Raw genomic sequence first — 14,239 nt, forward strand, 5'->3', positions numbered from 1 at the left:
CGTGGCCGTGGCCGTGGCCGTGGCCGTGGCCGTGAACGGGAAGGAAGGGAGGGACGGGAAGGGTGAGAGGGATGAGGAGAGGGGTGTGTGCGGGGTCGTGTGGTGGGCAGGGCCCATCGCGCGTGGCCTTCATTGGGGGCGTCGGGTCGGGCGGGCGGATGGGTGTACGGCTTCCGCCGCCCGCTACTTCTGGTGTGTGCGGTCGCCCTGGGGTGTGCTGGTTGGTTGGTTGTGGTGTGCTGTGGGTTTCAGGGTGGGGGTGTGGTGTGTTGTGTGTGGTGGCCCCGGGGTTGTGGTTGGTGGTGGGGGGTGTGTTTGGGGTGGGGGAGGAGGAGTGGGGTGGTGAGGGTGAGGAGTCCTGTGGTGGTGAGGGCGGTGTGTGGGCTGGTGGTGGTGGCGAGTAGTCCGATGAGTGTGGTGAGGGCGGCGGTGGAGGCTTGCTGGCTGATGGACCAGGCGGTCAGGGTGCGGGTGGTGAGGTGGGTGGGGGTGTGCTGGAGCCGGTAAGTGGCGAGGACGGGGGTGTACAGGCTCATGTTGATGATGATGGCCAGCTCGACGGCTATGACGGTGAGGAGGCCGGTGGTGCCGGGGCGGATGAAGGCCAGGCCGGTCAGCCAGATGGCGCGCAGGGTGCCGGCGGTCCGCAGGATGCGGTGTGGGCCGTAGCGGGCTACGGCTTGTGGGGCCAGGCGGGAGCCGATGAGTCCGCCGAGGCAGGGGGCGGCGAAGGCGAGGCCGTACTGCCAGGGCGGGAAGTGGAGTTGGCGTAGCAGGAGCACGGCCAGCAGGGGTTCGGTGGCCATGATCAGCCCGGAGACGAGCATGTTGTTGAGGCAGAGAGCCCGCAGGCCCGGGTGGCTGATGATGTGCCGCCAGCCGTCGAGGAGTGTGCCTGCGCGGAGCGGGCTCTTGCCAGTGGGCTTGCCGGTGGGTTGTGGTGCGTGTTCGGGGCTGTGGATGGTGGTGAGGGTGAGTGCGGAGAGCAGGTAGCTGAGTGCGTCGGCCGCTACGGTGGCCACCAGTCCGAGCAGGCCGGTGGCTGCTCCGCCGAGCGGTGGGGCGATGGCGATGGAGCTCCAGTTCGTGGATTCCAGTCGGGCGTTGGCGGTGAGCAGGTCGTCCGGCGGGACGAGGGCCTTGAGATAAGCGCCGCCGGCTGCGCCGGATGCGGTCTTGGCTGCGGCGGTCACGGTGGAGACCGCGAGGAGCTGGGGGAAGCCGAGCCGGCCGAGGGCGTAGGCGAGGGGGATGGTCGCCATGGCTGCGAACCGGGTCAGGTCCATTGCGATCATGACCGGGCGTTTGCGGCGGAATTCCATCCAGGGCGCGAGCGGCATCGCGATCAGTGCGCCCACGGCAGGGCCCGCTGCGGAGAGTGCGGACACCTCGGCGGGGCCGGCGTGCAGCACCAGTACGGCGATCAGTGGCAGGGCCCCGAATCCCAGCCCGGACCCGTAGGCGCTGACCGCGTATGCCGCCCACAGCCGGCCGAACGGCCGCCCCAGCCGTCTCCTGCCCCCCATGCCCAGCCCCTCCTCTCGTCGTTTCAACGCCACAAACCGGCGTTGACCGGTGAGAGCTAACCGGGGGCACAATCGCAGGTCAAACAACCAACCTCCCTGCTGTGCACAACCACCAGTTGTTCACTAGGGTGGGCCGGCGTGGATCTCGAAGCAGTGCGGACCTTCGCCGCCGTCGCCCAGGCCGGCCAGTTTCAGAAGGCCGCCACCGACTTGTCGCTCACTCAGCAGGCCGTCTCCAAACGCATCGCCGCCCTGGAGCGCGACCTGGGGGTGCGGCTGTTCACCCGCACACCCCGTGGCGCCGAGCTGACCATCGACGGGCAGGCCTTCCTGCCCCACGCACGCGAGCTGCTGCACGCCGCCGAGCGCGCAGCAGCCTCCGTACGCACCGGCCGCCGCCCGCTGCGCGTCGACGTGATCAACTCGCGCGGCGCGGCCTCGGGCCTGATGCGCGCCTTCCACCACACCCACCCCGGGATCGACCTCGACGTGCTGATGCTCTTCGAGATCGAGACGGCCGTCACCGCCCTCCGCTCCGGCGCCATCGACGCATCCTTCCGCGCCGTCGCCGCCCCCGGCCGGCCCCTCCCCGACGACATCGCCTCCGTCCGCGTGCTCGACGAGCCGCTCCAGCTCCTGACCGGCCCCGCCCACGCGCTGGCGGGCGCGAAGTCGGTGTCCCTTGCTGGGTTGGCCGGGTACCGGATCTGGATGCCCGGCATCGTCCCCGGCACTGAATGGGGCGCCTACTACGACGACCTCGTCGCAGAATTCGGTCTCACCATCGAGGCGACCGGACCCAATTTCGGCTCCGACGTCCTCCTGGACACCATCGCCGACACCCCGGCCCTGGCCACCTTCATGGGCGAGCACACCCGCCTGGTCTGGCCCGCAGGCCACGACCTGCGCCGCATCCCCGTCACCGGCCCCACCCCCCTCTACCCGCACTCGCTCCTGTGGCACCGCGACAACCCCCACCCGGCCCTGGCCACCCTCCGCGCCCACCTCGCCACCACCACGGCCGGCCACGACACCACCGGTACCTGGACACCGCACTGGGTGACCCCGCGCTGAACACACCCGCCCCTTCGACCCTCACGGGCGCCTTCGCCCCTCACACCCGCCCCTTCGACCCCACAGGAGCCTTCGCCCCTCACACCCGGACCGGCTAACGGCAATCCCGGGGGAAGGAAGGGGAGAGAGACGCACCCACCGGCACCCTCCCGCCCCCTTCCCTTCCGTACGCCTGCGCACCGTGAGCTGCACCGGCATCACCTTCGGCCGGCCCACGCCCGCCGGATACACGCTCGCTTGCTGCGGCGGTACACCCTTGTCTGCGCCACCCCGCCGGATACGCGGTGCCCCGGCAGCCCGCGGCACGGCCACCGGTACGCACCCGCTGAACAGTGCACAGCCCGGCCTGATCCCCCTCAGCGGGCCCTCGAAGTCTGGCCCCGCTGCCGGAGTGTCTGCACTGCCCCGCTGCGCCGGCGGAGCTTCGCAGGGGCAGCGTTGCTTGTGTTGCCTTGCTGGGCGAAGCGGGCAGAGGCGCCTTTCCGGTACAGCGTCTGCTCCGACCGGCGCAGGGGAGGCATCGGCGCATGCCAGGGGCCGTATGAGGAAGAGGCCTGACTGATTCGAAGGCACTGCTGCGCCCTGGCGTCTGCGTTTCGAAGGCAGTTTGATGATCTTGCCTTTTGTTTCTGTTGTGATGGCGAGTCAGGGGGCGTTGGTGCGTGCGTGGGGTGGTCCCGTGTGCCCGTGCCGCCACCTGGGCCGACGGGCAGCACGATCGCCCCGGGACGACACGCCCCGGGAACAGACGCGGCACGGCCTGGGCCGGATCAGTGGCGCTGCAGAAGGCCCCGCCCACAAGACCCGTGGCTTGCCCACCGGACCCGTGGCCCCTTTCCGGTCCGGCCCCGGCCCTGCCTCAACCACTCCGGCCCCGCCCATCCCTCCTCTCTCCGCTGCACCACGGCCTTCACTGTCACCGGCTCCACCCCAGCACCCGGCGGCGAGACACTCCCTGCCGTTCCCGCGACCGCCGCGCCGGTGCAGGCTCCGGCCGAACCTCCGGCCGCTCCACAGGAGCCTGCCGAGGAGATGCTTGGCCTGCGCCAGGACCAGCAGAAGCACCTGCCCGGCGTCACGCTCACGCCGCTGCGGTGGGCACGGGCCAACGACCCCGGCTTCCCGACGCCGGCCGGCAAGAAGGGGACGGAACTGCTCTACCGGGTCTCGGATCTCGAACGGTGGGCCCGCAACCGGCCCCGGGCGGGGGAGGAACGCCGGAGATGAGGCGTCCTGACTTTTAGTGGAGGAGCGGCGGCCGACGACAGCCGACCGCGCCCTGTGTGAACACGAAGATGGGGTCGCGGGCGCATGATTCCGATCGTGTCTGCAGATGTCGTCGTCGTGCGCGCCGCCGGGGGAGTCCGGACGGCGGAAGTCTGGAGGTCGGAAGGCCGAAGCCCAGAAGGCCCGGGCGGACCGGCTCCAGGGCGATCTCTCTGAGATCAAGATGCGGTGGGCCCGTATCGAGTCCGAGGACTCCGGGCTTGTCGAGCTGCTGACCGCTCTCGACCCGGCCCGCGTCGCAGCCCTCCTCGGTCCCCGTTGAATGAATTAATCCCCAGCCCATCACAAAGTTGGCGGGGCACCCCATGTGCGCCCCGCCAGCTTCCGCTGCTGCAAGGTTACTTACGCAGAGCCTTGTACGCCTCGTAGATGCCCGAGACCACCACTGGGGCCCAGCTGTAGAGGTTGCCTGCAGCGACGCCGGTAGCGTCCGGAAGGCTCGGGTTCGGCGGAGGCGTGTTGATCGCCGGGTTCGGCGGCGGCACGTTGATGTACGGGTTGGAAGCGCTCACGTGATTCCCCCTAATTGCCTGGATGCTTCTTTAACACTCTCCCCGGGCGTCTTCGAATTCAATCCATAAGTTTTCGATAAGAGCCCGGTCATTCATTACTCGGATTAACGTTTCTTCATGTTCTTTAAGGGGGGTTCGAGGGCTTCGTCCTCAGTATCCATGGTCAATCTGACCCTCGCGCGGGTCGGCTATGAGGAAGGCGCTGACAAATGCAACAAGTATGCTGAGCAGCTCCCGGGCTTCAGGTCGACTGGGCCATTTACGGTCCCTGGTGCCAGAGCTTCATCAGCTGGCTCGCCTGGAAGGCCGGCAGCCGCGACGTCATCCCCACCACGGCCTCCTGTTCGGTGTGCACTGGCTGCTGCAAGCAGCGCGGTGCCTTCAACCGCATGCCGCGGGTTGGCTCGCTGGCCATGTTCGGTTCGGACGGCGGCGTCCATGTGGAGCTGGTCATCGGCGTGTTCAACGGTGGCCGGGACATCGAGGTCGTGGGCGGCAACACGCGGGACAAATCCGGCATCGAACGGCGACGGCGTCTACCGCAAGTCCTGCCGCGACCGGGCCTCGGCCACCCGCATCCACGGCTTCGGCCACCCCGCCTGCACCGGGGACGGCGTCGTCACCGGCAAGGGCGGTCCCCTGAGCAAGTACAAGATCAAGGCAGGCCGGACGCTCAGCGGCATCGCCGCTGTCCTGGGCGTCCCCCTCGCAGCACTGCTTGCCACGACCCCCCGGATCTTCAGCCCGGACGACGTCCGCGAGGACCAGGAGGTCAACGTGCGGGCGAAGTCTGCCGGGAAGCCGAAGGCGACGTACAAGATCACGTCTGTGATGTCGCGCAGGTCGTGCTCCGGCGGCCGGCCGAGGTCCAGGGCCCTGCCATGGCGCTCGCAACGCCAGGCTGCAAGCACCGGCTCGGTCAACACCCAGCGGGCATCGGGCAGATCACTCGGATACGGGCGTTGCTTCGCCATGTATCCGGCGTACCGCCGCAGCCCCAAGGTGCCCAGGCGCCGCGATGACGACGGAAGCGCACCGCTTGGAAAGCCGGGCATCCTGGAATGAGACAGGAACGAGCCGCCCTCGCCTCAACTGCCGCCCTTCCGGCCCCATAGATCACAGCCGCATCCAGCTCCTCTTTTGCACCACGATTCCACCATCCACGAATCAGCCGATAACGACCTGAGACAGATGGAAACGACCTCTTGAGTGTCTGTTGGAGCAGGGCTCACCGCACCACGCTGGACAGTGCGTCGCACTGCTCAGGCAGCGGACCCGGTGCGCGGCCGGTGTTCTCCCTGCGCAAGCTGTCACGTCCGGGGGAACATCCCCGAGAAGTGTCTGACTGTCCCGCTTGTGGACTGGGGTCACTCACCAAAACCGCTGCCTGCCGGTCTGGACCGTCAGGTGACGGTGTCGCCGGTATGGGGTGAAGGGAGGGCGGGCATTGAGGGTGCTCAGCAGAGCCTGCCGGCGGGAATGAAGTCACGGCCACGCCCGCACCCCTCGTACCCCCGCCCCCCTGCATCCACTGCCGTACCTGCTACCGGCCCCCCGGCCTGCGCCGCCGGTGCCGGCCAGGGCCCTTCGCGGAGCGTGCAGCGGGTCAGCGGTCCGGATTGATCCCTGCCGCAACGGACTTCACACGGGCGACCCGGACCTTCGCCGCGTGTTCCACGTTGCCGCGCTCGGCGCCGCTCGCCTCGACGTGCGCCACGACGGCACCGATGCGCATGACGACGTGACTGCGGCCGCCGTCCTGGACCGCGTCGGTCTCATCAGCACCGCAGTCCACCGTCAGCGGCTTCGGCGGGGTACCGTCCTGCGCGCCCGGCTTCCGCTGCTGCTCCGCCAGGTCCTTCATCGCCCTGCTCGCCTCCTGCGCTGTGCGGAAGGTGCAGAGGGTGAATTCCAGGCGCGTCTTGCCCGTGGAGCCCCGCGCGTCCATTTCCTTCTTCCCGGCTGCCTGGAGCCCGGCGCACGGCGACTTCGTCTCCGCGGAGCAGTGGGTGAGCGCCTCGCCTTCCTGGACCACGACCGGATTGCTACCGACGAAGATGCCGCCCACGCCTGCCTCGACCGGGAGCGCGAAGAACAGTCCCGTCGCATCCACCCGGACGGGGGCGCCGTCCCGGGCCGGCCCTCGGCCGCGGGCGATCCCTCGCGTCCCGTGGCGGGCGCGTCCGCCGCTCTCCTTCCCGCGGCCGGGCTGCCCGTCGCCACGCTGCCCGCCGGGGCGCTCCCGTCCTCACACGCTGTCAGCGTGAGCGCCAGCGCCGCTGCGACCGCGGCCCCTCGTACAACAGCCTTCACCCGGACTCCTCCGACCGGCCTGATCACGACCGGACGACCACCGGACCACGACCGAACCATTGACATGAACACCCAGCATCATCGGGCGCTGATCAGCCAACTCATGCCCGGACGGGGCGTTGCCACGGCGGGCGAGTCGGCCATGGCGGCCATGGCGGCCGTGACGGGCAAGGTGGGCGAGGCGGGCAAGGTGGGCGAGGTGGGCGAGGCGGGGCCTGCCGCACGCAGGACGAGGGGGCGGCCAGGCACCGGAGGCGCAGCGGTCCCTTCCCGGAATCCGTCTGCGACGGCGGGAGCACCGTGCCCGGGCCCGCAGAGCCGGTCATCGCGGGGGAGGCCGGCAGCTGCGCGTCCCCGCCGCGGCGAGGTCTGGTTGACCGCCGGCTTCGGCGGCCTCCCGGTACCCGGGGACCACACAGGGGGCTTCGAGGAGCGGGGCGGCACGGCACACCGGTACGGACTGGTGGGAACGCCCCGTCCTGTGCAGCAGAGCTCACCGTTCGGATCCCCGGCGCATTCCGCCGCCTCCCGAAGTGGTGAACGTCTGCTGTCCGCTCTCCTGAAGAGAGCCACTGGTCTGTTTGCGGGCCCGGCGCTGGAGTCGGGCGGGAGTGCTTAACCTGTGGCATGAGCGCTGCAGTACTGCTGCTTCGGGCAGCTGTCGCTTCGCCCCGGCACGCGCAGTGAAGGACTGGCGGGGAGGGGACCGTGAACCCGGTCATGCGCTGGGCAAGACGGCAATCGGCATCCTGCTGCGTTTCCCGGGTTCTCCCGCCTGCAGGGGAACGGGGACAGGGCCGGGCGCCGGCATGGCGTCACGTCCGCGGTGACCGGCTGCTGCCGCCCGGGTCGCGGCTGCGCCGGGCCCTCCTGCCGCTGGGTGCCGGGCTCGTGTGCCCGGGGTGCCTGTGTCTGACCGGGGTGGTGGAGGAAGCGCGGCATCAGGCGGAGAGGGATGTCCGCGCCTCCCTTCGGCCCGTGCCCGTGCGGGACCGCCCGGACCGCTGATCGGACCTGGGTCAGACGCAGGGCCTTGCAAGGATTCCCGGCCCCGTCACGCTCCAGAAGCCAGTCACCAGGCACATCCATGAGCGTTAATTACCTACACTCATGCATCATTTGCATAGACCGGGTAGGGTTGGGGCTATGGGATTGGGTCTGGAGGAGTCGTTGCGGCTGACGGTGGCCGCGTTGATGCAGGCAACGGGTGACTCGCAGCGGGTGATCGCCGCGGTGCTCGGGCTGACGCAAACACAGGTCTCGCGCCGGCAGTCCGGGGCCACCTCGTGGACCTTGCGTGACGTCGATGTCCTGGCCGGGCACTACGAGATGACTGCGCTGGACCTGCTGGCGGGTCCGACGCGGGCGTGCGAGACGCTGCCCGCCACCCGGCGCCGCACCGCCGGCACGGGGCAGGGAGCAGGCCGGTGAGTGACTTCGATGCGATCGACTCCCTCCTCGCCGCCGTCGGCCCCCAGGCCGAACTCCCGCCCTGCCAGGTCCGCCGCGAGCTGCGGGAACGGGCCCGGTTGTCCAAGGCACAGGTGGCCCGTGCACTCGGGGTGAGCCCGTCCACGGTCGCCGGGTGGGAGGGCGGCCGGGACCCGGCCGGCGAGACGCGGACCAGGTACGCGTATCTGCTGGACGGGCTGGCCGCCAAATTCACCACCGACAAATTCACCACCGACACCCCCCAGATCACGCCACCTGCCGCCGAACCGGCCGCGGCGCAGCCCCCTGCCGCGGCCGGGACTCCTCCGGCCTCACCGGCGCCCGAAGCAGCCGGCGAGGACGATGAGGACGATGAGGTGGAGAGTCTCGCCGCGCCCGAGCCGTGTGTGCTGTGCGGCCATCCGGCCGGGACCCGGGTGGCGGGGTTCACCCAGCACCTGAACCCCGCCGACTGCCAGGCCCCCAGCGCCGCGCCACTCGATAACCCCACTGCACCACCCGCTCAGCCCGAGACCGCTCCGGCCACGAAGCCGGCAACCCCAGCGCGTACCGCGCGTCCGCCACGCCCCTGCGAGCGTTCCCAGGGACCTGCCCGGCGCGCGTTCCAGGAACCCTCCGGCCCCGGGGACCTGATCGGCCAGGCCGTGAAGGCCGCGCTCGCCGAGCACCAGGGCGACGTCGAGGCAGCCACCGCCGCCTTGCTGAAACGGGCGATCCCGGACGCCATGCGCCTCTTGGACGAAACCCGCAAGGGTGCCCGGTACGACATCGTCGCCCACCCCTGGATCCCGGACATCCTCAAGAAGCAGACCTCCCGCGGCGCGGACCAGATCTGGGAGGCCCGCCCGAAGTGGACCCGCCACGAGCTGCCGCCCGGCCGGCACGAGGTGACCGCGCTCGACATCAACGGCGCCTACCTCTCCGCCCTCAAAACCCACCTCCCGCTCGGCCGGCTCGAGCACTCCACCGGCCTCCCGCACGACCGCCGCCGCGCCGGCGTCCACCTGATCACCCCACCGGCCTGGGAACACGAGGCAGTCCTCCCCAACCCGATCGGCCGGCGGGACGAACCAGGCCCGCTGTGGGTCACCGAGCCCACCCTGCGCCTCCTGCTGCGCCTGTCCGGCCCGAAGTACGGCCTGTGCGCGCCCCCGCAGATCCACGAGTCCTACACCTCCGGCGCCACCGAGAACCTCCTGGAAAAATTCCGCATCGCCCTGAAGGACGCCCGCGACACCGCCATCGCCGACGGCGACGAGGTGACGCTGGAATACGTGAAGGCGATGTACTCCAAGTTCGTCTCCACCATGGGCGAGTCGAACTACAACCGGGAGCTCTACCGCCCGGACTGGATGCACATCATCCGCTCCCAGGCGTTCGCCAACCTCTGGCTCAAGGCCCTTAAGGCCCACGACGAGGGCCTTAACGTCGTCCGCGCGATGGGCACCGACGAACTCCACGTCACCGGCGACTGGCGCAGTGTCTTCCCCGAAGGCCGGGGCGTTAGCGAAGTCAAGGTCAAGGACACTTACACGGCCGGAACCCACACCACCGAGCACGCCGGGACGCCAGGGGAGGCAGAGGAGTAATGCCGGAGAAGAACATCGACTTCGGGAAGTACGGCGCCCGAGGCATCAAGGGCAGTGACGCCGTCGCCCGCAAACTCGACGAGCTCGCGGGCGGCATCGCCACCCCCGTGACCGCCAAGCGCGGCTGGGTAGCGCGTCTGCACTACCTGACGAAGTCGGGCAAGAGCCGCCAGGCCGCCCGTGATGCCGGGCTGACGGTCACCGACCGCACGCTCAAGGCGTGGCTGGAGGGCCGGCGATCACCGTCGAAGGCCAACCTGGCCAGGATCGACACGGCCTACCGGGCGGTGCGCCGCCAGAACGTCGCCCGTCACCTCCTCAAGCGCCTGAACCGGCAGGGGCGCGGGACCCGGGTGGAGATCCACCCCCTTAACCAGTCCCAGGTCGCCCGGCCGCTGCAGCGCGTGGTGGAGTACCGGACGATGAACGTGCGCCGCTGGGACCGCATCGTCGGCTCCTGGGCGGCCGGCGACCACCAGGGCCTCGACGCCGTGTGGACCACCGACGTGCTCCCGGACCTGGGTTCGCAGTGGGGCCAGTACGAGTACGTCACCAACATCGGCTTCGCCGCCTAGAAGAACCGGCTGCAGCAGGAAGTGGTCCGCGGTGCCTGCTGCGATGGCGTATGGCGGGGGCTGCCGACGCGGGGTGGAGCAGCTCGGTAGCTCCTCGCTGGGCTCATAACCCAGAGGTCGCAGGTTCAAATCCTGTTCCCCGCTACTGCCCCGTGCGGGACCTCGCGCCGTGGTCCACATGACCACGCCGGCATGCCGCCCGCAGGCCCAGCATGCCGGCGAACAGCGGTGTTCTACCGTGCGATCGGCGACATAGCACTGTGGCAGGGATCGGGTGCGTTTTTGGAACGTCTGGACGAGGCGGCCGCGCCCCATCGGGTGGGATAGTCGGGCCGCCGGGTGCGGCTGAAGTCGGATGAGGCAGGGTGAACGGCATGGTGACCTTGGCCAGCCCGTCGGTGGGCACATCGGTACGCGCAGCCTCCGCGGCCCTGCTGGATCCGGCCGCGCTGTCTGTCCCGCTCCAGCTGATGGGCAGCCAGGCGCTGCTGTTCTACCGGCTTGACGAGGAAGAACGCGCACGCCGCGCCCGCGTCTCAGCGGCCCGCCTCGACAATCTTGTTGCGCTGCAGACGCTTCTGGAACTGCCCGTCGACCAGCCCGTCGCACTGGCGTCGCTGCCCGCACGGCTGCGTTCGGCGGTACGGCGGCTTCCGGCCGGTGCCGCCGACGTCGGCCGCCGCGAGGTCACCCGTCGCGCGGTGCGGCCGCTCACCATTGATCTCGCCGTGGTGCGGGTGAGCCCCGCGGGCCGGCGCGGAGGACTCGAGCAAGCCGGCCGTTTCGCCCCCTTCTGCCGGCGCGCCCTGCTGCTGGACAGCGCTCCACCGGCGCCCGAGGAGACGCTGATGGAGGCAGCCTTCTACGGCATCGGCGTCCTGGTGGCCGACGGCGAGAGCGTGGACCTGCTGCTCGAACCCCGGCCTTACACCCCGCGCCGCCATACCCCCGCGGCGTGGTGCTTCACCGAGGAGTTCCACCACCGCATCGGCTAGTCACCGCTCACCGCGCTCCAAACCCGCCACCGGGCGTGCCGTGGAGGGGGCCTGCGGGGCGACGGGGGCCTGCGCCCACTGCAGCAACTGCGGGGGCACCTTGAAGGCGCTGAACCCGGGATGCTCGAGTTCAGCGTTGAGCACCGGGTAGCGGTCCACCGCGCGCCGGCAGCGCTGCTGCCACCACGCGGGCCGCCCGGCCGGCTCGACGGCGTCTATGCTGCGCAGCCACTCCATCAGCACCGCCGCGTTGTGGGCGGCCGCCGGCACCTGCCAGTGATTGCTGACGAAGGTGTCCAGCACGCGTCCGTCGCAGGCCGCGCACCGGCACACCGGCGCCAGGCCGGCGGCGAACCTCTTCGCCAGTGTCGCGCCGAGGAAGAAGTCCATCAGCTCCGGCAGCAGCACGGAGGGCGAGTTCGGCCCGCCCGGGGACCGCTTGGCCGGGCGGGACGATGTGCCGCACGCTGCTGGTGGCACCGAAGGCGGTGAACGCCGCCCCCTGGGCCAGAGCCCCGAACGCCGCGAGGTCGGCACGCAGCAGCGCGGTTCCGGGGACCTCCGCCAGCAGCCGCTTGAGGTTGCCCACTGCCTGGGAGAAGCCGGCCAGCGGGTCCATCTGCCCGCCGAGCATGACCGCTTTGGGGTTCGGCACGACATTGAGCCAGGCGATCAGCTGCTCGACCGCGTCGTCGCGCAGCCACGCCACGTCCACGGGAACGCTGAAGAAGACGTGGGGGTCCTCCAGCGCGAGAACCCGGTGGACAGCGGCCTTGAGGGCGTCGGAGGCTTCCGCGTGCAGATATCCGGTGGGCGTCATGGCCGCCGTCGCACCCGCACGGCCCACCTGCTCCTCGACCGACAGCCTCAGCGGGTCGCCGAAGGCCAGCTGGCCTTCCGAGACGTCGGGGAAAGGGTCGTCCTCGCTGGCCGCCGCCACGGTGTAGACGGCGGGATCCGCCAGCAGCGGCCCCGTGAACCCCTCTTCGCGCAGCTTGCGGGCCTTCACCGCTGCCCCGGGACCGCTGACGACGAGCCCGCTGCGCACCGGATCGAGCTGGGCGCGGATGTAACCGACCCGGCTCACTCCGGCTTGCAGCAGCATTCGTCCCCGCAACCGCCCGGGCACAGGGGGCGAATGGGGGAGGGGAGGGTCGGGAGGCTCTGCGGGATCGGAACCGGCGCCCGGGCGCGGGGAGGGAAGCGACTCAGTCATGGCCTCACCTTCGAAGCGGGATGCACCGCCGCGCCTCCGCGCGGGGCGTACAGCAGCTGGAAATCCTCAGGCAGCAGCCGCGCACAGCGAGCCAGATCCTCCTCGTTGATCCCCGCGGCCAGAGCAGAGCGGATCAGCCCGGGGACGTAGCGGGGCCGCTCCCGGTCTATCTCGACCGGCTCGGCTGTGCGGTATCCCAGCGCGGCCATCTCCACCATCACGCTGCGGTACTGCCAGTCCGTGACGATGCTCAGGCTCTGCGCCCGGCGCAGCAGTGCGGCCATCGACACCTTCCATTCCCGCTTCAGCCGGGCCAGGAGTTCCAGGTCGACGCGAGGCGTGAAGGCGGAGCGGATGTCAGCCGCGGGCATGAGGAACTCGGCAGCGAATTCGCCGGCCTGGCGCTCCTGCACGGCGCTGTCGCCGGGAGACCGGTGCAGGACCAGGTGCCCCAGTTCGTGCGCCAGGCTGAACCGGTAGCGGTCTGCGGGCGCGTGGTCGTTGGCCAGGATGAGCGGCGGTTGCGTTCCGTCCCACTGGCTGACGGCATCGAGCCGGTCGCTGCCCAGATCACGCGCGACTACCAGCGTTCCGGCCGTCTCCAGCGATGCCGTAATGTCAGCTGCCGGGCCCGGCGGCAAACCCCAGGCCTTGCGAACCCGCCGGGCGGCGTCCTCGGCCGTGATCAGGGCGCCGAGTCCGACAGCAGGGATGGCGGCAGTCCGCACACCGAGACCGGGCCGGCACGCGGCGATGCCCTGCAACTGAACCCGCGTCAGGGCGAGATGGGCATGCTGACGCCGAAGGGCGCAGACGGTCAACGACGCACGCTTGCGGTGGTGGACGAGCCCCACACCGACCCCGTGTACCTGCGGATCCAGACACAGCAGATCCGGCGGATACCCCAGTGCCGCCGCGTACAGCTCCAGTCGTTCCCCCGAGACCGCCAGCCGGCCGCTCTCGGCGCGGCTCACATACCCCTGGGACACCGCCGCGTCACCGCCGGAGGCCTTCACCATCGCCTCAGCCACGTCGGCTTGCGTCATGCCGCGGAACTCCCGGGCCACCACCAGCATCCCCGGCTGCGCCGGACGTACGTCGCTCACGCCGTACCACCTCAAACCAGACCTCAAAAAGATAGCCTCAAACATTCCTCCCCGTAGTGAAGCTGACAAAAATGACAGAACGTCAAGAAGAGCGGCCCCCCAGGTGATGGCCGGGGAGCCTGCCTCCCCTTCCGGTTCACATCGCCGGCTTCTCTCATGGAACCCGTGGGGATTGATCAGCTGACCGTGACACCCGTGATGAAAGGCCCGGCTGACAACCGACGCGACGTACCCACTGTGCCGCCAGCCGCTGGTCGTCCGCACCGTGTGATGGGGGCTGCCGTCGCGCCGGGCAGGCGGCCCGGTCCGTTGTCCGCAGTCGCTTGACCGGCCGGCCTTTGCGCCGGCCGAGCGGGTGGGGAGTTGGGCGGGTGACGTAGCGGGGGGTCTTGGGGCAGCAACCACGGTGGCGGTTGCCGCCCCCACGCCCCCCGGGGGGCGTGGGGTGCTTAGCCGATGATGGCCTGGAAGAAGAGCACGCCCGCGCCGAAGCCGGCGCCGGCGGCTTCTCTTTATTTGTTCTCGGCTTTGCTGAGGTACCCCTTGCTGTAGAAAGCGAACCGAGCCAGATGCGCCAGCGAAGCACCTTGCTCA

The 14,239-nt window shown here is 70.2% G+C and carries 11 protein-coding genes, 1 tRNA gene and 1 pseudogene; 7 read left to right on the forward strand and 6 right to left on the reverse strand.

Going from position 1 to position 14,239, the window contains the following annotated elements; translation table 11 throughout:
- Positions 1-248: 248 nt before the first annotated feature.
- Positions 249-1,526 carry an MFS transporter gene (locus ACFZCD_RS11530; RefSeq protein ID WP_391829597.1) on the reverse strand — a complete coding sequence of 426 codons (1,278 nt, stop codon included), beginning with the start codon at positions 1,524-1,526 and terminating at the stop codon, positions 249-251.
- Positions 1,527-1,664: 138 nt separating this feature from the next.
- On the opposite strand from ACFZCD_RS11530, the gene ACFZCD_RS11535 reads away from it, so the two are divergent.
- Entirely contained in the window at positions 1,665-2,600 is a 936-nt protein-coding gene (locus ACFZCD_RS11535) for a LysR family transcriptional regulator (protein ID WP_391829598.1), read from the forward strand.
- Positions 2,601-3,632: 1,032 nt separating this feature from the next.
- The gene (locus ACFZCD_RS11540; protein ID WP_391829599.1) at positions 3,633-3,827 is read left to right on the forward strand and encodes a hypothetical protein; all 195 of its coding nucleotides are present in this window, start codon (positions 3,633-3,635) and stop codon (positions 3,825-3,827) included.
- A 398-nt stretch (positions 3,828-4,225) separates the two neighbouring features.
- On the opposite strand, the gene ACFZCD_RS11545 is transcribed toward ACFZCD_RS11540, so the two are convergent.
- From ACFZCD_RS11545 to ACFZCD_RS11555, 3 genes and pseudogenes are all read right to left on the reverse strand, one after another.
- Positions 4,226-4,399 carry a hypothetical protein gene (locus ACFZCD_RS11545; RefSeq protein ID WP_391829600.1) on the reverse strand — a complete coding sequence of 58 codons (174 nt, stop codon included), beginning with the start codon at positions 4,397-4,399 and terminating at the stop codon, positions 4,226-4,228.
- A gap of 809 nt (positions 4,400-5,208) precedes the next feature.
- A pseudogene (locus ACFZCD_RS11550) lies at positions 5,209-5,373 on the reverse strand (IS5/IS1182 family transposase); the annotation flags it as partial.
- A 632-nt stretch (positions 5,374-6,005) separates the two neighbouring features.
- A complete protein-coding gene (locus ACFZCD_RS11555) occupies positions 6,006-6,512 on the reverse strand; it encodes a hypothetical protein (protein WP_391829601.1) in 507 nt (168 codons plus the stop codon).
- Between the two features lie 1,346 nt (positions 6,513-7,858).
- On the opposite strand from ACFZCD_RS11555, the gene ACFZCD_RS11560 reads away from it, so the two are divergent.
- The 5 genes from ACFZCD_RS11560 to ACFZCD_RS11580 all read left to right on the forward strand — a co-directional run bounded on the left by ACFZCD_RS11560 (position 7,859) and on the right by ACFZCD_RS11580 (position 11,323).
- Positions 7,859-8,143: a helix-turn-helix domain-containing protein gene (locus tag ACFZCD_RS11560; protein WP_391829602.1), complete on the forward strand. Its 285-nt coding sequence runs from the start codon at positions 7,859-7,861 to the stop codon at positions 8,141-8,143.
- The gene (locus tag ACFZCD_RS11565) at positions 8,140-9,753 is read left to right on the forward strand and encodes a helix-turn-helix domain-containing protein (protein ID WP_391829603.1); all 1,614 of its coding nucleotides are present in this window, start codon (positions 8,140-8,142) and stop codon (positions 9,751-9,753) included. Before ACFZCD_RS11560 ends, ACFZCD_RS11565 begins: the two co-directional genes overlap by 4 nt.
- A complete protein-coding gene (locus ACFZCD_RS11570) occupies positions 9,753-10,328 on the forward strand; it encodes a transcriptional regulator (protein ID WP_391829604.1) in 576 nt (191 codons plus the stop codon). The genes ACFZCD_RS11565 and ACFZCD_RS11570 overlap by 1 nt, the downstream gene beginning before the upstream one ends.
- Positions 10,329-10,395: 67 nt before the next feature.
- Positions 10,396-10,473 (forward strand) — tRNA-Met (locus tag ACFZCD_RS11575).
- 229 nt (positions 10,474-10,702) lie between these two features.
- Positions 10,703-11,323 (forward strand): hypothetical protein, encoded by a 621-nt coding sequence (locus ACFZCD_RS11580; protein WP_391829605.1) that lies wholly within the window; start codon positions 10,703-10,705, stop codon positions 11,321-11,323.
- A gap of 130 nt (positions 11,324-11,453) precedes the next feature.
- Here ACFZCD_RS11580 and ACFZCD_RS11585 read toward each other — a convergent pair whose 3' ends face one another.
- Together ACFZCD_RS11585 and ACFZCD_RS11590 are read right to left on the reverse strand one after the other, a co-directional pair.
- Positions 11,454-12,428, reverse strand: a complete 975-nt coding sequence (locus ACFZCD_RS11585; RefSeq protein ID WP_391829606.1) for a hypothetical protein — start codon at positions 12,426-12,428, stop codon at positions 11,454-11,456.
- Between the two features lie 107 nt (positions 12,429-12,535).
- The gene (locus tag ACFZCD_RS11590) at positions 12,536-13,645 is read right to left on the reverse strand and encodes an ImmA/IrrE family metallo-endopeptidase (RefSeq protein WP_391829607.1); all 1,110 of its coding nucleotides are present in this window, start codon (positions 13,643-13,645) and stop codon (positions 12,536-12,538) included.
- Positions 13,646-14,239: the final 594 nt, after the last annotated feature.

Source organism: Streptomyces sp. NPDC008001, from assembly GCF_042958085.1.
In the GTDB taxonomy this organism is placed as follows: domain Bacteria; phylum Actinomycetota; class Actinomycetes; order Streptomycetales; family Streptomycetaceae; genus Streptomyces.